Origin of the sequence: Massilia sp. PWRC2, from assembly GCF_049896725.1 — a bacterium.
Taxonomy (GTDB): Bacteria; Pseudomonadota; Gammaproteobacteria; order Burkholderiales; family Burkholderiaceae_D; genus JAFCUW01.
Genome location: NZ_JAFCUW010000013.1, coordinates 14,514 through 33,018, shown reverse-complemented (window position 1 = coordinate 33,018; position 18,505 = coordinate 14,514). Strand labels below are relative to the sequence as shown.

Annotated in this window: 20 protein-coding genes and 1 pseudogene; 6 read left to right on the top strand and 15 right to left on the bottom strand. The window is 55.0% G+C overall.

The features are described from left to right. The first annotated feature begins 85 nt into the window (after window positions 1-85). Entirely contained in the window at window positions 86-238 is a 153-nt protein-coding gene (locus ACP7BZ_RS20920; RefSeq protein WP_426116763.1) for a hypothetical protein, read from the top strand. A 58-nt stretch (window positions 239-296) separates the two neighbouring features. Here ACP7BZ_RS20920 and ACP7BZ_RS20915 read toward each other — a convergent pair whose 3' ends face one another. After that, window positions 297-1,496 (bottom strand): MFS transporter, encoded by a 1,200-nt coding sequence (locus tag ACP7BZ_RS20915; protein ID WP_426116761.1) that lies wholly within the window; start codon window positions 1,494-1,496, stop codon window positions 297-299. Window positions 1,497-1,721: 225 nt separating this feature from the next. After that, window positions 1,722-2,417: pseudogene (locus ACP7BZ_RS20910) on the bottom strand (VIT1/CCC1 transporter family protein). Between the two features lie 381 nt (window positions 2,418-2,798). Here ACP7BZ_RS20910 and arsA point away from each other — a divergent pair. Next, the gene (gene arsA, locus ACP7BZ_RS20905) at window positions 2,799-4,793 is read left to right on the top strand and encodes an arsenical pump-driving ATPase (protein WP_426116759.1); all 1,995 of its coding nucleotides are present in this window, start codon (window positions 2,799-2,801) and stop codon (window positions 4,791-4,793) included. Window positions 4,794-4,844: 51 nt separating this feature from the next. Here the strand turns inward: arsA and arsH are convergent, their stop codons facing one another. From arsH to ACP7BZ_RS20865, 8 genes are all read right to left on the bottom strand, one after another. Next, window positions 4,845-5,561: an arsenical resistance protein ArsH gene (arsH, locus tag ACP7BZ_RS20900; RefSeq protein WP_426116757.1), complete on the bottom strand. Its 717-nt coding sequence runs from the start codon at window positions 5,559-5,561 to the stop codon at window positions 4,845-4,847. After that, on the bottom strand, window positions 5,554-5,982 hold the full coding sequence (gene arsC / locus ACP7BZ_RS20895; protein WP_426116755.1) for an arsenate reductase (glutaredoxin): 429 nt from the start codon (window positions 5,980-5,982) through the stop codon (window positions 5,554-5,556). The genes arsH and arsC overlap by 8 nt, the downstream gene beginning before the upstream one ends. 15 nt (window positions 5,983-5,997) lie before the next feature. Then, window positions 5,998-7,278, bottom strand: coding sequence for an arsenic transporter (locus ACP7BZ_RS20890; RefSeq protein WP_426116753.1), 1,281 nt, complete (start codon window positions 7,276-7,278; stop codon window positions 5,998-6,000). Window positions 7,279-7,388: 110 nt separating this feature from the next. Further along, window positions 7,389-7,868 carry an arsenate reductase ArsC gene (locus tag ACP7BZ_RS20885; protein ID WP_426116751.1) on the bottom strand — a complete coding sequence of 160 codons (480 nt, stop codon included), beginning with the start codon at window positions 7,866-7,868 and terminating at the stop codon, window positions 7,389-7,391. A 33-nt stretch (window positions 7,869-7,901) separates the two neighbouring features. Then, entirely contained in the window at window positions 7,902-8,402 is a 501-nt protein-coding gene (locus ACP7BZ_RS20880; protein WP_426116749.1) for an arsenate reductase ArsC, read from the bottom strand. A 70-nt stretch (window positions 8,403-8,472) separates the two neighbouring features. Beyond that, window positions 8,473-8,784 carry an ArsR/SmtB family transcription factor gene (locus ACP7BZ_RS20875; RefSeq protein ID WP_426116747.1) on the bottom strand — a complete coding sequence of 104 codons (312 nt, stop codon included), beginning with the start codon at window positions 8,782-8,784 and terminating at the stop codon, window positions 8,473-8,475. Between the two features lie 266 nt (window positions 8,785-9,050). Beyond that, window positions 9,051-9,857, bottom strand: a complete 807-nt coding sequence (locus ACP7BZ_RS20870) for a hypothetical protein (RefSeq protein WP_426116745.1) — start codon at window positions 9,855-9,857, stop codon at window positions 9,051-9,053. Window positions 9,858-11,269: 1,412 nt separating this feature from the next. Further along, the gene (locus tag ACP7BZ_RS20865; protein ID WP_426116743.1) at window positions 11,270-11,680 is read right to left on the bottom strand and encodes a hypothetical protein; all 411 of its coding nucleotides are present in this window, start codon (window positions 11,678-11,680) and stop codon (window positions 11,270-11,272) included. A gap of 446 nt (window positions 11,681-12,126) precedes the next feature. Between ACP7BZ_RS20865 and ACP7BZ_RS20860 the strand changes: the two genes are divergently transcribed. Continuing rightward, complete coding sequence (locus ACP7BZ_RS20860; protein ID WP_426116828.1) at window positions 12,127-12,477, top strand: integration host factor subunit alpha; 351 nt, start codon at window positions 12,127-12,129, stop codon at window positions 12,475-12,477. Window positions 12,478-12,488: 11 nt separating this feature from the next. Then, window positions 12,489-12,677, top strand: coding sequence for a hypothetical protein (locus ACP7BZ_RS20855; RefSeq protein WP_426116741.1), 189 nt, complete (start codon window positions 12,489-12,491; stop codon window positions 12,675-12,677). Between the two features lie 336 nt (window positions 12,678-13,013). Here ACP7BZ_RS20855 and ACP7BZ_RS20850 read toward each other — a convergent pair whose 3' ends face one another. Further along, on the bottom strand, window positions 13,014-13,457 hold the full coding sequence (locus ACP7BZ_RS20850) for a hypothetical protein (RefSeq protein ID WP_426116740.1): 444 nt from the start codon (window positions 13,455-13,457) through the stop codon (window positions 13,014-13,016). Window positions 13,458-13,750: 293 nt separating this feature from the next. Between ACP7BZ_RS20850 and ACP7BZ_RS20845 the strand changes: the two genes are divergently transcribed. After that, window positions 13,751-14,044, top strand: coding sequence for an H-NS family nucleoid-associated regulatory protein (locus tag ACP7BZ_RS20845; RefSeq protein WP_426116738.1), 294 nt, complete (start codon window positions 13,751-13,753; stop codon window positions 14,042-14,044). A 458-nt stretch (window positions 14,045-14,502) separates the two neighbouring features. On the opposite strand, the gene ACP7BZ_RS20840 is transcribed toward ACP7BZ_RS20845, so the two are convergent. Both ACP7BZ_RS20840 and ACP7BZ_RS20835 read right to left on the bottom strand, forming a co-directional pair. Next, window positions 14,503-14,775 (bottom strand): hypothetical protein, encoded by a 273-nt coding sequence (locus ACP7BZ_RS20840; RefSeq protein WP_426116736.1) that lies wholly within the window; start codon window positions 14,773-14,775, stop codon window positions 14,503-14,505. A gap of 106 nt (window positions 14,776-14,881) precedes the next feature. After that, complete coding sequence (locus ACP7BZ_RS20835) at window positions 14,882-15,295, bottom strand: hypothetical protein (RefSeq protein ID WP_426116734.1); 414 nt, start codon at window positions 15,293-15,295, stop codon at window positions 14,882-14,884. A gap of 379 nt (window positions 15,296-15,674) precedes the next feature. Here ACP7BZ_RS20835 and ACP7BZ_RS20830 point away from each other — a divergent pair, with 379 nt between their 5' ends. Continuing rightward, on the top strand, window positions 15,675-15,998 hold the full coding sequence (locus ACP7BZ_RS20830) for a hypothetical protein (protein ID WP_426116732.1): 324 nt from the start codon (window positions 15,675-15,677) through the stop codon (window positions 15,996-15,998). Window positions 15,999-16,793: 795 nt separating this feature from the next. On the opposite strand, the gene ACP7BZ_RS20825 is transcribed toward ACP7BZ_RS20830, so the two are convergent. Together ACP7BZ_RS20825 and ACP7BZ_RS20820 are read right to left on the bottom strand one after the other, a co-directional pair. Further along, the gene (locus ACP7BZ_RS20825; RefSeq protein ID WP_133114665.1) at window positions 16,794-17,315 is read right to left on the bottom strand and encodes a cytochrome b/b6 domain-containing protein; all 522 of its coding nucleotides are present in this window, start codon (window positions 17,313-17,315) and stop codon (window positions 16,794-16,796) included. Window positions 17,316-17,413: 98 nt separating this feature from the next. Beyond that, a complete protein-coding gene (locus ACP7BZ_RS20820; RefSeq protein ID WP_426116731.1) occupies window positions 17,414-18,109 on the bottom strand; it encodes a VIT1/CCC1 transporter family protein in 696 nt (231 codons plus the stop codon). Between the last annotated feature and the right edge of the window lie 396 nt (window positions 18,110-18,505).

Sequence of the window (18,505 nt, the reverse complement as noted above, 5' to 3'; positions counted from 1 at the left end):
GGAGCGCATGGCTGAAGGTCCCCGCAGTATTTAGTTTGCGAGCTTCGCTTGGCTGCTGACTTCGCACCCGGCGGCAAGCGGAAGGGTGTACGTCACGTTCGGCGTCGTGTACATCTCGACAGCACTGGCATGGTTATGGGGCGTTGACGGTATCACGCCAGGTTGGAGGGATGTTGTCGGTGTCACGTTGGCACTCGGTGGGGCGGCTGTTATTGCGAGCGGCAAGGCAGCGCATTGAACTCTTGGAAACCTCTCTTTTCCTGGCGCCGAAGCCGAGAGAGGTGGCCACTCAGCTCCTACTCGCGCAGCTTCAAAGCCCGACCTCGCATGGCGAGCAAGGCAAGTGTGGCTAGGCTAAAAAATGCGCCCGAGTAAAACGTCGCAGCAGCACCAAGGCCGTCCCACATCAGTCCCGCGACGGTGCTCGCAGCAAGCAAAGCGAGTCCACTCAACAAATTGAAGAAGCCGAACGCGGTCCCCCTCAAGTCGACAGGTGCGGTGTCGGCGACCATGGTCGCTAACAATCCTTGGGTCAGCCCCATGTGCAGTCCCCACAGGGTCGCGCCGAGCAGCACGGTCGTCCAATGACTCCCATGTGCCAAGACCAAGTCCGCAGCAATCAAGACCGCTACGCCTATCATGAGAAGTTTTCGATGTTCCATATTGTCGGCAAGCTTTCCAAACGGATACGCGGATAGGGCATAGACGAGATTCATGGCGACCATGACCAGCGGAATAAGAGCTACCGACATCCCGCCCTGCATTGCCCGAAGCACGAGAAATGCCTCGCTGAAGCGCGCCAGTGTGAACACAGCACCGATGCCCACTACCCACCAATAGGGCCGACTTAGTTTCTTCAAGCTTTCGACAGAGATGGGGTTAGTCCTCTTGGCCGCACCGAGTTTGGCTGGTTCGCGGACACCCACCGCAAGGAGTGCCACGGCCATCACTCCCGGAATCACAGCTATCCAGAATACGCGCCGGAAATCATTCGCCCACAGCAGCATCAGGCCAACTGCTAATAGGGGGCCGAAAAAAGCTCCTACTGTATCGAGCGACTGGCGCAAACCGAAGGCCGCACCGCGTAGATGAGGCGGCGCAATGTCGGCCACCAAAGCATCCCGCGGGGCGCCGCGTAGGCCCTTTCCAACTCGGTCCGCTAACCGTGCCGTCAACACTAACCCGGCGGACGGTGCGATGGCGAAGAACGGTTTGCTCAGCGCTCCAAGCGCGTAGCCCGCCACGGCAAGCCATTTTCGGTTTCCAAGGTAGTCGCTGAGCGCACCGGAAAAGACTTTCACAATCAGGGCTGTCGATTCAGCAACTCCCTCGATGAGACCCACGGTTGCTACGCTTGCACCGAGAGATGCAACAAGAAACATTGGCAACAAGCTATGGACCAACTCGGAGGAAATGTCCATCAACATGCTGACGAAACCCAGCACCCAAATCGAGGAGGGTATTTGCCGCAATATGGCGAAGCGCTTTGGCATCATCTTGCACGCCTTGGACAATCGGTTCTCCAAGCGCTCGGCACGACGGTGCTCACGCTCGCGCCTGTTCTGGATTCATTACGGAGCGGACAAGTTGATAGAAGAACAGCGGGGTTGGCATACAGCCAGTCGGGTGCACGTGCCAAATTCAGTTCATGTTTAAGCAAATGTCGCCCCTCGAGTTAGGTGATGTTCAAATGATGGCTCATCCTGAAGGACGCGCTGGTTCTACACAACAGTTCCAAACATGGCCCCGATACCGGCCGCAGCCGCCATCGACAGGGCGCTCCAAAATGCAACGCGGACCACGCCTTTTTTTAAACTTGCGCCACCAACTTTGGCCGCCAGTCCGCCGAGGAAAGCGAGAAAAACCAGCGACGTAATAACGGTTAAGGGAATGAGTTAGTCATGCGGAACGAGAAGTACAACCAGTAACGGTAGCGCGGCGCCGATGGCAAAGCTTAACGCCGATGCGAAGGCGGCCTGCAGCGGCTTCGCGCTCATGGCATCGGTGAGTCCCAGCTCATCCTTTGAGTGCGCAGCTAAGGCGTCGTGAGCCATCAGGCTAGTGGCAACCTAGTCGGCAAGCGCGGGCTCAAGGCCCCGGCCGACGTAAATGCTCGCCAATTCACGGTGCTCGCCTTTGGGATTTTCGCTGAGCTCGGTACGTTCCTTTTCAAGTGCTGCTGACTAGGTGTCCGCCTGGGACTGGACAGAAACGTACTCCCCGGTGGCCATCGACATAGTTCCCGCGACCAGCCCGGCTACCCCAGCAACCAAGATGCTTTGGTGTGTCGCATGTGATGCGGCGACGCCGAGAATCAGACTGGACGTCGAAACGATTCCATCATTTGCGCCGAGGACGGCAGCACGTAGCCATCCAACATTGTCCAACTTGTGCAGCTCCCGGTGTCGCTTGAACATATCAAAAAAGCTTCCTATTTAGACCATTAATATTTCCTAGAGAGTGTAACCGCTTCTCTGCATCCGTACGCCACACTCCCTTGGTTCGCATCTGACGAATCACCTGGTAGTCAGGGAGGTCGGCGCGACAGCAAGCTGCCGCGTTCACATTTCGTGCCGCAGCTGCTCGTCCATGTATCCCTTGGGCGGCTGTCTGCGCGCAACAAGGCTACGCACATTCGCGCCCTGCGACCGCATGAATCTGTTGTTTCAAATTGCATTCAGCTGCGGATACTACGCAAACATCCAAATCGCGAAATTCAACCGGTTAGAATGGTGCGAACGCAATTCATGTGTACAACTGAAGCGGCTAAACCCGTCACAATATTGGGGCGAAAGAACATGAAAATCGAAGTCTTCGGCACGGATTGTAACGACTGCAATGCGACCGCTGCGATGCTTGAGCTCGTCGCCAAAGAATTGGGCCTTTCAGTTGACCTATCCCAGAATGAGAGCCAGGAAGAACGTAATCGCAGCGGCATTAAAGCGACGCCAGCAGTCATGATTGACGGAAACCTAGTTCATAGTGGGGGCGTCCCCTCGCATGATGACGTGCGCGTCTGGTTGAGACCGAAGCCACTGGATTTGTTGAATCACCCAACAAGGCATATCTTCTTTACGGGCAAAGGTGGGGTGGGCAAGACGTCGCTGTCAGCAGCAGTTGCTCTGCACTTGGCGGATTGTGGAGACAGGGTCTTGCTGGTGAGCACAGATGCAGCATCCAACCTCGATGAGATGCTAGGCGTTCCTCTTAGTAACCATCCCACGCCTGCTCCGAAAGCGCCCGGGCTATCCGTGTTAAACATCGACCCAGACGCCGCAGCGGAAACCTATCGGCAACGTGTCATCCAACAGATGGGCCAAAGTGCCACTGAGGCTGAGATTTCAACCGTTAAGGAGCAGCTGTCGGGGGCCTGCACCACGGAGATTGCATCATTCGATGAATTCTCATCACTGTTGGCGGACGAGAACCAAAGCTATGACTACATCATTTTTGACACAGCCCCGACCGGGCATACCTTGCGGCTGTTGAGTCTGCCAAAGGCATGGACTGGCTTCCTGGCAGGGAATGACCGGGGTGCCTCGTGCTTGGGGCCCCACTCCGGATTGAAGATGCAGGAGATTCGTTTCAAAGCCGCACTAGGTGCTTTGTCCAATCCTGCGCTAACTACTGTCGTCCTTGTGACCCGTCCAGAAAAAGGCGCGATGATGGAAGCATCGCGGACTTCCGACGAGTTAAAGGTCTTGGGCCTGGGCAATCAGCGGCTTATCGTCAACGGGGTGTTCAAAGCATCCGACAAGAATGACACCGTTGCCACTGCATTGGAGTCACTTGGCCGACAAGCACTAGATGAAATGCCGCAGAACCTTAGGGTACTCCGTCAGGACCACGTGCCTCTGCGGTCCTTTGACACAGTAGGCTTGCCTGCATTGCGCGCACTGCTCGACTCCGATACGTCATCAATCGGAGGGGCGCCGCCAGCGTTACCCACTATAAAAGCCGGTATGGGATTGGACGCACTGGCTGATGAATTAGCGCTGGCGAAACGTGGTCTCATCCTTGTTATGGGCAAAGGTGGGGTCGGGAAGACGACGGTTGCGGCCGCCCTTGCATTAGGTCTTGTCAAGCGAGGCAAATCCGTGCATCTGAGCACGACAGACCCGGCTTCGCACCTCGCGGTAACTTTGAACGGTGCCGTCGAGGGCCTGCGAGTGGACAGCATCGACCCAGCGGTTGAAACACAACGCTATGTTGACAAGATTATGGCGTCCAAAGGAGCGGGACTTGACGAGCAAGAGCGGGCTCTAATGTTGGAAGACCTGCGCTCACCTTGTACTGAAGAGGTCGCTGTGTTCCATGCATTTTCGCACGTGGTGAGTGAGGCCATGAGCGCCTTCGTTGTTCTCGATACCGCTCCCACAGGACACTCGATGCTGTTGATGGATGCCACCGGTGCATATCACCGACAAATGATGCACGCGTTTGAAGGACGAGGCACGGGGAAAGTCATTACGCCATTGATGCGGCTGCAGGACCCTAACTACACAAAAATAATCCTAGTCACGCTTCCCGAAACCACACCAGTATCACAGGCCGAGGCATTGCAGGAAGACTTGCGTCGAGCAAAAATTGAGCCGTTCGCCTGGGTGGTTAACAAGAGCATTTTGGCAACCGGAACCAAGGACCCTCTGCTCGTAGCGCGCCTTGCTGGAGAGGCAAGGCAGGTTGCGCGAATCACTGAACGGTTGGCGAAGAAGACATTTGCGTTGCCCTGGCTGGCCAAGCCCCCTGTCGGTGTCGATGAGTTGACAAAGCTAGTGACGGGCTCCGATTGACCGGCCGCTGTAGTCCGTCGAACGCCATCATGGGCCAGTACCTATTCAACTTCAAATCTTCTGAATTTGTCTGTCGATAGCCTTCATAGCGAGCGCGTTTCGCTCGCTATACCGGTCCGTGAGATAGTCCGTCCTGCCCCGAAGCAGCAAGGTCATTTTGAACAGCTCTTCCATCACGTCGACCACGCGCTCGTAGTACCCTGACGGCCGCATCCGCCCCTCTTCGTCAAACTCCTTATAGGCCATCGGCACGGAGGACTGATTCGGAATAGTGAACATGCGCATCCAACGGCCGAGCAAGCGCAGCGTGTTCACAACGTTGAAAGATTGAGAACCACCACAAACCTGCATGACGGCCAGAGTGCGGCCCTGGCTAGGCCGTAAGGCGCCTTGCTCGAGTGGTATCCAATCAATCTGGTTTTTCATCACGGCGGTGATTGCTCCGTGACGCTCCGGGCTACACCACGCCTGGCCCTCCGACCACAAGCTGAGTTCGCGCAGCTCGACAACTTTCGGATGGTCCTCGGAAACGCTTCCCGCCATCGGCAGTTCGCTTGGGTCAAATATTTTAACCTCGGCGCCGAACTGCTCCAGGATGCGTGCGGCCTCAAACGTCAGAAAGCGGCTGAAGGACCTTTCGCGCAATGAACCGTACAACATTAAGATGCGCGGCGGGTGGTTGAGGTCGCCTACCTGGGAGAGCTTCTTCATGTCAGGAATGTCGAACTGCGCTACCGAAATGTTTGGCAGATTAGGTATCTTATCCATGGTTGATACGCTCTCCAGTTTGGTCGATTACAGGTTCACCGTCTTCCTTGGTGAACGGGCCCAGTTGTGGTTGCGTTAGAACATCGAGCACAATCTCTGAGGGACGGCAGAGCCGCACGCCCGCGGGCGTAACGACAAAGGGACGGTTGATAAGGATTGGATGAGCCAGCATCGCGTCCAGCAGCTGGTCGTCCTTAACCGTTGGGGCGTCCAACCCCAGCTCCAAATACGGTGTGCCCTTTTTGCGTATCGCGTCGCGGACTGTGAGCCCAGCCTTGGCAATTAAGTCCGTCAAAGTTGGGCGGTCCGGAGGCGTTTTCAGATACTCGATAACGACTGGTTCGACGCCAGTGTTCCGTATCAAGCCAAGGGTATTGCGGGATGTGCCGCAGTCGGGGTTATGGTAAATCGTGACAACCATGAAATGGCTCCTCTATCAGCTCAGGCGCAGTGCCAAAGCCGCCAACGTGACAAGCAGGACCGGCAGCGTCAACACGATGCCCACTCGGAAGTAATAACCCCATGAAATCTCGATATTTTTGCTGGACAGTACGTGCAGCCAAAGCAGAGTTGCCAAGCTACCGATTGGGGTAATTTTCGGACCCAGGTCGCTACCGATTACGTTGGCGTAAACCATGGCCTCACGAACGACACCCTGGCTCGTAGTCGCGTCGATGGACAGCGCACCCACCAACACCGTTGGCATGTTGTTCATGATGGAGGAGAGAATCGCGGTAATGAACCCAGTACCGAGGGCGGCTCCCCAAACGCCGTAAGTGGCGCACTGGTTCAACACGTTGGTCAGATAATTGGTCAGACCCGCATTGCGAAGGCCGTAGACCACCAGATACATGCCCAACGAGAAGACAACGATTTGCCATGGAGCGTTTCCAATGACCTCGCGGGTCGCAATCTTGTGGCCGCGCGCAGCGACCACAAACAATAGCAGCGCGCCGACTGCGGCAACCGCGCTAATCGGGACACCCAGGCGTTCGAGCCAGAAGAATCCAACCAGGAGTAACCCCAAGACCCACCAGCCGGTCATGAAGGTCGCACGGTCGTGAATGGCGTCTTGAGGAAGTTTGAGCTTCGTAAAATCGTAGTCTGCAGGAATGTCATTGCGGAAGAACCACATCAATGCGGTGAGAGTCGCTGCGACGGAAACCAGATTGACCGGAACCATTACCGCGGCGTAGCGTGCGAAACTAATGTTGAAATAGTCGGCCGAAACGATGTTCACGAGGTTCGATACCACTAGCGGCAGGCTTGCCGTATCGGCGACGAATCCCGCTGCCATAACGTATGCCAGGGTTGCCTTGGTCGAGAAGCGTAGCTCGCGCAGCATCGCAATGACGATTGGCGTCAGAATCAGCGCGGCGCCGTCGTTGGCGAACAGTGCGGCCACTGCAGCGCCCAGAAAGACGAGCAACACAAAGAGACGCTTGCCGTTTCCCCGGCCCCAGCGGGCCACGTGCAACGCAGCCCATTCAAAAAAGCCGGCCTTGTCCAGCAAAAGGCTGATGATAATGACGGCCACAAAAGTCCCGGTCGCATTCCAGACGATGTGCCAAACGACGGGAATATCGCTAACTTGAATTACTCCCGCGAGCAGGGCGACAACTGCGCCGGCCGATGCACTCCATCCGATGCCAAGCCCACGGGGTTGCCAAATGACGAGCACTAACGTCGCCAGAAAAATCAAAAATGCTGTGAGCACGGGAAATCCTTGAAATTGGTTCGCGCGGGGCTGATGCGCCATCGACAACTACGGTCGAACAGCGCAGGAAGCTATAACGAGAATGCGCTGCTTTTCGCATTGCGAGTGACTCAGGCTTCGAGCGTACCGATGTGGTCGAGCTCAGCCTTCAGCTTAGCCTTGTCTTTCACCAGTTCCTCAAGGGGCAAGGCAACGAACGCCTCAATACGCGTGCGAATGATGCCGTATGCGTGATTGAACGCTGCTTCGATTTCTGCCTCGGTGCCGACAACGTGGCCTGGGTCATCCACTCCCCAATGGGTGCGTAGCACGGGGCCGAGATACGCTGGACAGGTCTCCCCGGCGGCGCTGCCGCAGACGGTCACAACAATATCGGGAGTCACGGGCAGGTTTTCCCAGGATTTGCTGTAGTAGCCCTCGGTAGAGATTCCCTTCTTCGCCAGCAAGGCGACCGCACGGGGATGCAGCTGACCGGCCGGCTGACTGCCGGCGCTAATCGCCCTCAGACCAGCCGGCGCGAGATGGTTGAATGTGGCTTCGCTTAGAACGGAGCGGCAAGAATTACCTGTGCAGAGAAAGAGTACGTTCATGGTTCTATAGTGTGATGAAAATCAGTGGTCGAATTACACCGGCTGTTTGCCGATAGCGGTAACTTCGCTATGTATTGAATTTTTCTCAAGCATACGCAGTGGGAGGCTCAAGAAGATGTTCATGCGAGTCATGATTTGGCGGAAAACTTTGTGGAATACAGCGCGCTTCTCCTCGTCTGTGCCCGTAGCCGCCGCAGGGTCTTCGAAGCCCCAATGAGCAGACACGGGATGACCTGGCCAGTACGGGCACGCCTCGCCGGCTGCGTTGTCGCACACGGTAAAGATGAAATCCATGTGAGGGGCGTCAGCAGCGCTAAACTCCTCCCAGCTCTTACTCCTCAGCTGGTCCAGCTGATAGCCGGTCGCGACAATCTGTTCGATGGCGAAAGGGTTCACAGTTCCGCCAGGCTGACTGCCTGCTGAGAAACCACGAAATCGCCCTTTGCCCATGGTGGTCATCAACGCTTCCGCCATGATGCTACGAGCGGAATTGCCGGTGCAAATAAACAGCACGTTGTAAATTTTTTCGTCCATTGAAGTCTCTCGAGTCATAGGGTGTGTTGACGGGCCTGCACAGGAACTAGGCTTAAATGGCAATGCTTTCCTAACATACTGGCTCAGGACTACAGGGGACTCCGCAGCAGCAATTTTCTGTGAGAAAGCCAATCACACCGTTCATGGTGCTAACGTCGGCAGAATAAATTACGAATCGGCCATCTTGTTTTGGCGCAATCAACCCAGCCCGTGTCAGCTCTTTCAAATGGAACGAGAGAGAAGACGGAACAATGCCAAGATGTTCGCCGATTTTGCTCGCTGCCATCCCGGCCGGTCCGACTTGCACCAAGAGCCTAAATATCGACAGTCGGCTCTCCTGCGCTAGGGCCGCAAGGGCTTCTAGGACTTGCTTTGTGTCCATTTTGGCTTCCAATTAGTTTGATGATTCGTAAATCGTGGAATAATTTTAGCATATATTGCGACACTTCAAAGAATATCGAATTCTACTGCATCACTCTTTCGCGCCTTCGCAGCTGAAGGACTTGCCTGGCTGTCTGAGAATTTTTTCCTCTCGCAGCGCACGCAGGCAGAGCTAGTATGGGACGCAAAGAAAAAAGGCACCAAAACCTAGGTCTTGGTGCCTTCAATACTCTTTTTGACCAGCCGCTTCACCGGCGACTGACCATTCTATGCGGCCGCAGGTAGTTCATATCCACCGTCAAAATCCGGTGCGATGAGCTCTTCAGCGAGGCACAGCTCCACCACTTTCTGCGACATCCCATCCACTCGCTGCTGGCCCACAATGGCACCAGGCAAACGAGAGAGAACATCCTTCAAACCGCCGGAGGACCAAGGAGTCCCCTGCATCAGACGACGCATTCCAGTGTTCATTTCAGACGTCGCGACCACGAGCTTCCACTCGTTAGCCGAACGTTTCCACACTGGCCGCAGCCCAAATTTCTCCAGCTGCTTGATGAGCGCCTGACGCGTCTCCACATCCAAATCCGATCCGGCGATACCGCGGATGACATCGCGAATACGTTGGGTCGGCCTCACCAACTTGCCGCCGATGGTTTCGAAAATGACGACACGTCGGTTGACTAATATGGACAGGCAAACGTCACAGTCGCGCTGAACGTCCTTCACCATAACTGGTGGCAACTGACATCCCTCCAAAATTGCTGCCAACCGCTGCTGGCTTGGCATCTCTTCTGACGTTAACGCGACGTATCCTGCAATCAGCGGACTAAATACGTCCGCAGCACGTGCTTCGTGACCTTGGTCAATGAGCATCCCCCTCAGCGCCTTTTGAGCGGAAACGAGAACGTCCCAACGACCAATCAGCATCCGACGAATCCTCGCGGCTAGCTCTTCTACCTCGCTTCGGTTCGACAAATCCAGGAGCGGATTTGCTGCGCGAGGCCCAGTTGCCAAAAGGGTCTGCATCTGGACTCTGACGGTGCGCGTTTCCGACGCATCATCAGAGGTCGGCAATGCAATTCCTGCGACCAAACTCCGGCCGGAGGATTAAACGACCTCATGCGACCTGCGATGACACGTGTAATACGCGCATCCCGGGACTTCGTAAATCAGGCCCTGACCAACGAGAGAAAGTCTTCCAGAGGCTTCTTCTTTGTGCCTTGAGCTTCAAACTCATCGACGAGCTAGGCCGCAGAACGGTTCTCCAACTCATAAATAACCTGTGCGACGGTAGGGACACCGTCACGACGGAAAGCTTGAGGTCCCAGCATTGCACTCAGAAGTTCAATCAGCGTTGTTTTGCCCGAGCCCCGTTCGGCAGTCACGGCCAAGACGGGGCCATTGTCAACAACGGCCCCGAAGACCGCGGTCGCAAACCAGCCCAACAGAGCCACGCTGCCGAAACTCGTCTGGAAGTTGAACCTCTAACGGTCGCTTCCAGTTGTTCGACGTCCTCGCGCGTAGCCGCAGGGGTATCGAACGAGAACCCTATGCTCTGCCCAGACACATAAACACTTGGACCTGGTGTCGTGTCGACCGGCTCGCCAGTGCCCTGATACACCTCGTTGCCAAAATGAACCACGAGCTTGCCAGCGTCAGAGTAAAACCCTGGACTCCGAACCCGTGACAGGTCTAGGCGTCCCTGCCCGTCGCACGCTTGCCGGATTTCCTCGGCAAGCGACTTTGGGTCGAAGACTTCTTTCTCAAGCTTGTTATCGTGCTCCCCGTGATTTTGGTCGCAATAATCACTACCTACGACCGCACGAAGCGTATTTTCGTCCAACGACCTTGGACCAAGCGTTACCAGCCGCCCCGTCTTCCTCGAAAGGACAACGTAATGACCGTTCTCGTCAAACCCAGCAGGCTCCCAGCCACCTCGAGGATTCGAAATACACTGCATGTTTGTCAGGGTCTGCTCAGGCCGCTTGTTGATACTGGAAATGGACGTCTTTTTACCGAATACTGCATGGATAATTTTGTTCATGCTACGTTCCTTTTTAGAGCCGTCAGCCTTTTGGGGCGGACGTAAGCTATTCTTTGATGTGCCGACCGAACCGGCCGGCGAGAGTAGGACAACTCTTAGGAGGACATCACGAATGGGCTAACTCATAGGACGTGGCGCTGCGCTTACCCTGCATCACGAGGGTGCAGAATACGAAAGTGATGGTAAATTGTTAAAGAGCAGTAGCAACATGTTACACATGCATTATGGCAATAAAATTGTTGCCTTTCAGCAAAATTATTGATGAGCCGCGTGCAATTGACAACCTCGATAACAAGGTAACAGTAACGGGTCTAGCCCGATGTTACCGTGTTACGGCGTGACCAGAATACGGGGCCCAGGCCTAGACCTTCCATCCGTTCCGGGCCCCCATCGCTGACTTCCGTCGACATGCCGCAGCCTTTCGACGAACCAAGCAGCTACCTTATTCCGGTCCTGTAATTTTCAGGCCCGCGCGCAGACCGTGTGCAATCCGGACCATGGCCGCAACATCACCCGAGCCCATGAGCAGGTTTGGTGCCATGCCCTGCACCTTCATCTCGGTCTTTTGAGCGCTAAACCCGGAACGCAGCCATAGAAAATCGCCATCGTTTGTGACAGCTCGAATCCAGTAAGTCCAGCCGCGGTCGGTCCCTCGATGATAATTCGCCTCGCCTTCGAACAGCACGTCCCCCGGCATCAGCTCTTCGTCCCCTAGGTTGGCGTATGGCACAGGAATGTCGTTCGCTCCCTGGACGTCGACGGGAGGGGGCAGTGCCTGTCCCGCGCGAACAATTTTCGCCCAGTGACGGCAACGCGAGTCGATGGGCTTGATGGTCACAGAATATGATTTCATAGTACGGCTCCTGATTAAATTTGATTGGATTGGAAGGCGGTCGACGTACGCGTGCATCGACCGCTTTCTGGTTAAGCGAGCTGTGTTTATATTTGGCGGAAGATATTGAGATTTGGTGAAGCACAGCGCGGTCGCGGCAAACCGTGGACGGACTGCCTTCAAGGGCCCCATGCTCCGAATGGCAGTTGGGCTTGCATTCCGCACTGCGTTGCCAGATACTCATTGACCTCGCCCGCCCGCGACCGCCACCTGCCGCCACATTGGCAAGGGTTTGCACGGGCGTGCCATGAGATGGCAGTATCTTGAGACCAAACCCGGAGCGCGACGTGGCACCATCAGAGCGATTTGAAGAATTTGACGGCGCCGTCGACTATTCAGGCGAGACGACCAACACCAACGCTTCGTTTGGCCAGCCCAGAGAGAACGGGCGGGCACCTCCGTCGACCATGCATAGCGAAGTAGGTACCGCCGCCGATGCGACCGCGTCGTCACTAACCAAAGCCGACCTCGCCGACCTCCTGTTCGAGCAAGTGGGCCTGAACAAGCGCGAGGCCAAAGACCTGGTCGAGACGTTTTTCGCTGAAATCAATTCCGCGCTCGAGCGTGGCGAATCCGTGAAACTCACAGGATTCGGAAATTTCCAGCTACGCGACAAGGCCCCCCGCCCCGGCCGAAACCCGAAGACCGGCGTGGAAGTCGAGATACCTGCACGTCGCGTGGTCACTTTCCACGCCAGCCAGAAGCTCAAGGAAATGGTCGACGACTCCGCCCCTTCAACACCGCACCAGCACGACTAGCGATAGTCCCAATGGCCACAACATACAAATGGCAGTTCGCCCCACGCTTTCGCCGCAACGCCATCGGCTGGAAATCAGATACGCCAACCCTGCGCAACAAGGAGGCGCTCACTGAAATCAAAGCCGTTGCGAAGGAGGAGCCGCTCCTCGCCTTCGACGGCGCCGTGCTGTTCCTGGAGAAGCTGGCGCCGGCCATTTAGCAGGTTGAAAGTAGTTCAGAGGAGGTCATCTTGCGTGAGCTGGTTGCGAGCCAGACGGGCCAGGAGGGCAAATGGTTCGCCGCAGGAAAGGACGCCGGCTTTTTCGAGCTGGCAATCGAGCTGACGAACAGGAGCCCGACCGACCCGCGAACACAAATACACGCGGCAAGGGACTATGCGACCGAGCGGCCGGAGTTCGCACTGTCGGCTGGCATGTCAGGGCTCCGCGGCACCGCCAATGGGTATGGCTTTGAGAGCTCGGCAACCGCACTTCGGTTATCCGAACTATCGTCGCTTGCCTGAAATGGTGAGAAAGCATAGTAAAGGGGCACAAAGTTAATGCGGTGTGCCAAGAAGAATCTTTAGCACTAACCACGTCGCAGCTGAGAATAGGAACAACGCGCCGATGTCGCACCATAAATCAATCCAACTTTGGCGGTTTACCCATCCCCAAAACTTGTACGTTGCCGACTCGTGGTGATTATCACAGTCGGGGTCCTCTTCCTCCTCCTGGTACTTAGAGAAAGCGCCTCTATACATATGCAACGCAGCCCACTTGTCAATTAGCGCGAGAAGAATTTGAATTCCCACTCCAACAATGAACAATGTGACAATCATTTGTAAATGAGGCGACTTCGCAATGTTTTGCGGCGCATCCTTGCTGGTGAGTAGCAATATCGGGCCACCAATTCCATATGCAACCATCCAGGACCTAAATGTCTTCGAATATTCCGCATAATTGGCGAAATGCCCGTCATGGTCTTTTGAATCTTGCCCCATAACAACTCCTTTGGAATTGGTGAAGGTAGTTATTTAACTCATAGCTATCAAATATGTTGCCATGGCTGAACCGTCCTCTGCGTCGGCGGTTGAATCGGCAGCCGATTGCTGACGGTGAACCGAACGAGTAAGGTTGCGTTTATCAACACACATATATGCCCCAACAACTGAATAGCCTACCCATTCTGCCAATCAGCGGATGGAATCGCTTCAAGCTTGCCTCTTTCCTAACCGCCATGTTACATTGCGCGTATATTCAAACCGTTTAAACACTTACCCCTTTTGGAGATACTATGACGTCATATGCAGAGTATGTTGAACAAATCGCAAAATTGCAATCCCTCGCTGAAGCTGCCCGCAAAGATGAAATCAACGACGCAATCAAGAAAATCAAGGAGTTGATGCAGCTCCACGGAGTTACCGTAAACGACCTCTCGTCGGCACGCGGTCCGAAGCCGGCCAAAGCCAAGGCGTCGGTTGCGGCGCAATTCAAAAATCCTGAAACGGGCGAGACCTGGACGGGGCGTGGCCGTGCACCGCGCTGGCTTGCCGGGAAGGACAAGGAAGCGTATCGCATCAAGGGCTAAAATAATAACAAGGCGCCAATTTACCATATTGGCGTCTGCCCGATTGGTCGATGATGGACCACGAGAACATCGTCATAACGATAGTCACTGGCCTCTCGACTGGCCGCCTCACTTGAGGGCGCGCATCACAGTCGCCCATCCCAACGCGGCAAGGGCGTTCTGCAAGCCTCATCAGCTATCTTCTTCGGGTTGATTCGGTCGGTGATAGGAATCCACTCGGAGCATTTTGGGCGTACCAATTTCGTCAACGCCGTTTCGTCACATTTCCCAGGGAAAGGGGAACTGGATTTGAGGGCTGCACGAGCAAGTCGCCGAAAGACGCTCGTCTGGTCGCTCAGGGCTGCAGGAACCTTCGTGCGAAACGAATGGCCGCTGGTTATGTTACGGAAAGGCTGGCCCTAGATGCCGGCGAAGACCTCATATTGCAGACCAGTTCCGCGGCGAATGCATGCGCGGTCTCACCAACCTAGCTGAGAAGCACCATATCTCGCAACCCACAGCCTCTCCTTTGCCGAAAAATTGTCTCCGCAAACGAGGGAAACCGCACGTTCAAGCAGTTCCTGATTACTCCCTGGCGCGGCGTCGGCCTTCGCGTCGAAGCACATGTTCGCAACATGTTGGCCAGCGAAGATGCATTCTTGCCAGCGCAAATAGTTAGAGACGGGGTCTTGCGTCGCCTGCGGAAAGTCCGGCGGAACCTCGTCGCCCATTGGTTCTTCTACTTGCATCATTCGCGATTTTTCAGGGTCCAGGAACAAATGCTTTGATTACTCGTCGTTTTGCACGACGCGCGCCCGGTGCCACCCAAACTCCGGGTGGGCCGAAAAGTAATACTCTTTACTTCGCTTTTTCCACCCGAGCGGCAACTGTCGATATCTTTTCGAGCGACGCTTTAATTCTTGCGTCGGAGAGACTAACCAAAAGATGTATCCCTGCGCGGATAAGTTCACTTTTCTTCACTTTAATACCCTGCTCATTCCACTTCCGTTTGAGAGCAACTATGGCGTCATGCTCAGATTTTGGCATTTTGTATGAATACTTTTCCACCTTGGTCCGAGGGGGCCTGGCGCTAGACTCTGTGGGCGCAGTCGCTGTTGGCTTTGCCTTCCCGATATTCCTGATTGCTGCCTTCGAAGTCACACCTAGTGTCGCTTTTGGCACACCAGTGGGCGCTCGACGTCCGTTGGATTGCGATACAGTCGCTGACGTAGCGTTCGCTTTTGTTGCTGTTTTTGCTGTTTTTGCTGGCATGATTTGGCCTCGTCAAATTGAACACGGTCTTACATTTATACACCTAACCCAGGAGTCTAACCACGGTGTTTTTCGAACCTGCAATTTGACAGATGGAGCAGGCCCACGCAGCGCTCAAATGGCATCATTTGGCACTTCGTCGAATCAGCGTCTGACCGACGCCCCCAGGAAATCTTGCTCTCGGTCGTAGCTGGCTGACGCTTCGACTCGCCAGCCCGACCCAAACATGGATGGTCGTTTCCGTATGATTTTGATGTACCTCAAAAAAATTGTATGTCTCGGAGCTTAATCTACAGTCAGACGAGTATGAAATTTAACAAGATGAACCTCTAACAAGACCAGTTTGCTGAGTTCTCAGCCCCTAGACAGGAGTATTTTGATGAAGTCAAAATTTAAATTTGCAACTTTGGTCGCTGCTATCGTTGCAGCGATGGCGATGGCCGGCTGCGCGACAAGTCAGGATGCGGAGCATAGCCAACACTACCCGGTTACCTCGACCGCGCAGCCGGCAGGAATGATGTCGCCAAGCGCTTCTGGCGACCAGATGGCGATGATGGATATGAAGACTATGTGCGACATGCACAAGAAAATGATGAGCGCGAAAACGCCAGAAGAACAGAAGGCGATGATGGATGAACGCATGAAATCAATATCGCCTGAAATGATGAAAAAGCACATGGCGTTGATGGAAAAATGTAAGTAGCGGCCAAGCCGATTTCCGTTAGACTAGGGTGAACCGGCACTTATAATTCCTACAGACATCCGTTCCGGGAGTCGACATGCCACAGGGTTTTGACTACGTTCGACTAGAGGCAATTCTGCAATCGCTGGACTCGAAATCAATTGATTGTCGAAAAAAGATAGCGACGATGCGCAACATGATGGACCAGGCCTGCGATAACAGGGCTATTACACTGTCGCAGTGGCGCTTATTGTTCGAACGGGTCTCGCTCGTTCAAGCCAAATGTGTGGATATTCAGCCAGATGCGTGGCGTCATCCTCGGGTGCAGCCACGAGACGGCGACCAGGCGTAAGAAATCAAGTGCCGCCGCTAAATGGGGCGAAAGACGTGGCCAGCCCGGTTTGCCCAAGTTAGCGTTTTCTTGCGGGCAGGGCCGGTGCTGAACCGGAGCGAAGCCTGTGTTTGGCTGCCGAAATTTATAGTTTGAAGCTATGTCAAAATTCGCATAATAGAAAATTATAATTGGTGAATTTGTGCGATGCAGCATATGCTTGATTTGTCTCCTCCAAACTCCGATGGAATTGGACTTTACCCGCACCTAGATGCGGGTTTTTTTCTCCACTCGCTCCCGCGCCAACTATCCTCGCGGCAATTTCAGGGCATTATTCTCTCGCTGTCATGGAACCTACGGCATCATTCACGAGCCGCTCAGCATTTCGGGGCTCTCAAGGGAACCTGTTCCGATTACACCCAAGCGCGGGCAAGCACCAGTTTTGGCGCGCGAGCCAACAGAATTCGGACGGGTCGCAGCCTTAATCAAAACCACATCCGCTGAAATACACCGTCCTTGTCGACGAACAAGTGTTTCAAGCCGCCAACAGCGTGAAGGACAATCAAGGCCACCAATACCCAGGCCAATGCCGAGTGCAGCCCGAAGAACAGTTCGGCGGTATCGTGATTCGGTAGTGCCCATGAAGGAAGCGGGGCCCCGAAGAAGGAGACCCCACTTTTGCTATATGACGCCCCGAGGAAGCCGAGGATAGGCATCACAAGCATGCAGAGGTAGAGAGCCCACTCGGTAAGGTGGCTTAGTCTCACTTGCCACGCCGGCAGGCTAGCGGGCAGCGGGGCCGGCCGATGCGTGGTGCGCCAGACAACACGCACCAGGACAAGCCCGAACAGAACGATGCCGAACGACTTGTGAATATCAAAATACCAGTCGCTGCCAGGGTCGTCCTCGATTGACATCATGTACCACCCAATGCCGACCAAGGTCGAAATCAAAATCGCCAAGAGCCAATGCAGAAGTACTGCTGGCGTGGCATACCTCCAACCCACGCTTTTATCCCCTGAATTCCGTCCATGGTCAGCCACTGCAGCTCCTAAAGTAACTAATATTTCAAATTGCGGGCTTTTCCCGGACGACCTTTCCCCTGCTATACAACCGTTCCAAACATAGCACCGATACCAGCCGCTGCCGCCATCGAAAGCGCGCTCCAGAATGCCACCCGGATTACACCTTTCTTTAAGTTAGCACCGCCGACCTTGGCTGCCATCCCTCCTAGGACGGCGAGAAAGACCAACGACGTGACGACGGTGAACGGAATGAGATTTTCGTGCGGGGCCAGCACTACAACTAAGAGCGGTAAGGCCGCACCAATGGCAAAGCTAAGCGCTGATGCGAATGCGGCCTGCAGCGGCTTGGCACTCATGGCATCAGTAATTCCCAGCTCATCCTTGGAGTGAGCCGCCAAGGCGTCATGCGCCATCAGGCTGGTGGCGACCTGTTTTGCTAGCGAAGGGTCAAGGCCCCGACCAACATAAATGTTGGCCAGTTCGAGGTGCTCCCCTTTGGGATTCTCGCTGAGCTCGGTACGTTCCTTCTCAAGTGCTGCCAGCTCGGTATCCGCCTGGGACTGTACAGAGACGTATTCGCCTGTAGCCATTGACATAGCTCCGGCAACCAAGCCTGCGACACCGGCGACCAAGATGCTTTGGTGTGTCGCATTCGACGCCGCGACCCCGAGAATTAGACTGGACGTTGAAACAATTCCGTCGTTTGCGCCGAGGACGGCTGCGCGTAGCCACCCGACATTGTCGAGTTTATGCAGCTCTCGGTGTCGCTTAAGCATCCGGGGAAACCTTTCTTATGAAGCATTACAATCGAGCTAACGAGTGTAACTGTTTCTCTGCCTTTCGACCGCACACAAGGCCCTCACTGCTCCCCTCCGCTCCAGACTGGGGCGATGCATAGTCACGCGACCGCGGCGACCGCACCTACCATCTCGAACGGAAATTGAGTTCCCATAAAAACCCGCGCCCATGCGACGCAGCCAAGGATGCCTGTCGCGCTTGCTGTGGCCAATGACTGGTCGCGGACACCACGCCCCCAACTGCGGCGAAACCGTTATATGCATATAGTCGCCGGTGAATGACGAATCGCCGCATGCGGCCTGAACTCATGCCCGAAGCCTTGTCTCCAAGGACGAAATAAAAAGGCGGCAGCGAAACAAGAAATAGATTGCTAT

Coding starts and splice junctions, on each gene's coding strand:
- arsH (WP_426116757.1), bottom strand. CDS start 5,561: ATGGATAAGATACCTAATCTGCCAAACATTTCGGTAGCGCAGTTCGAC.
- ACP7BZ_RS20860 (WP_426116828.1), top strand. CDS start 12,127: ATGCATAGCGAAGTAGGTACCGCCGCCGATGCGACCGCGTCGTCACTA.
- ACP7BZ_RS20830 (WP_426116732.1), top strand. CDS start 15,675: ATGAAGTCAAAATTTAAATTTGCAACTTTGGTCGCTGCTATCGTTGCA.
- arsA (WP_426116759.1), top strand. CDS start 2,799: ATGAAAATCGAAGTCTTCGGCACGGATTGTAACGACTGCAATGCGACC.
- ACP7BZ_RS20885 (WP_426116751.1), bottom strand. CDS start 7,868: ATGAACGTACTCTTTCTCTGCACAGGTAATTCTTGCCGCTCCGTTCTA.
- ACP7BZ_RS20845 (WP_426116738.1), top strand. CDS start 13,751: ATGACGTCATATGCAGAGTATGTTGAACAAATCGCAAAATTGCAATCC.
- ACP7BZ_RS20850 (WP_426116740.1), bottom strand. CDS start 13,457: ATGGGGCAAGATTCAAAAGACCATGACGGGCATTTCGCCAATTATGCG.
- arsC (WP_426116755.1), bottom strand. CDS start 5,982: ATGGTTGTCACGATTTACCATAACCCCGACTGCGGCACATCCCGCAAT.
- ACP7BZ_RS20855 (WP_426116741.1), top strand. CDS start 12,489: ATGGCCACAACATACAAATGGCAGTTCGCCCCACGCTTTCGCCGCAAC.
- ACP7BZ_RS20820 (WP_426116731.1), bottom strand. CDS start 18,109: ATGCTTAAGCGACACCGAGAGCTGCATAAACTCGACAATGTCGGGTGG.
- ACP7BZ_RS20915 (WP_426116761.1), bottom strand. CDS start 1,496: ATGATGCCAAAGCGCTTCGCCATATTGCGGCAAATACCCTCCTCGATT.
- ACP7BZ_RS20865 (WP_426116743.1), bottom strand. CDS start 11,680: ATGAAATCATATTCTGTGACCATCAAGCCCATCGACTCGCGTTGCCGT.
- ACP7BZ_RS20840 (WP_426116736.1), bottom strand. CDS start 14,775: ATGATGCAAGTAGAAGAACCAATGGGCGACGAGGTTCCGCCGGACTTT.
- ACP7BZ_RS20880 (WP_426116749.1), bottom strand. CDS start 8,402: ATGGACGAAAAAATTTACAACGTGCTGTTTATTTGCACCGGCAATTCC.
- ACP7BZ_RS20875 (WP_426116747.1), bottom strand. CDS start 8,784: ATGGACACAAAGCAAGTCCTAGAAGCCCTTGCGGCCCTAGCGCAGGAG.
- ACP7BZ_RS20835 (WP_426116734.1), bottom strand. CDS start 15,295: ATGCCAGCAAAAACAGCAAAAACAGCAACAAAAGCGAACGCTACGTCA.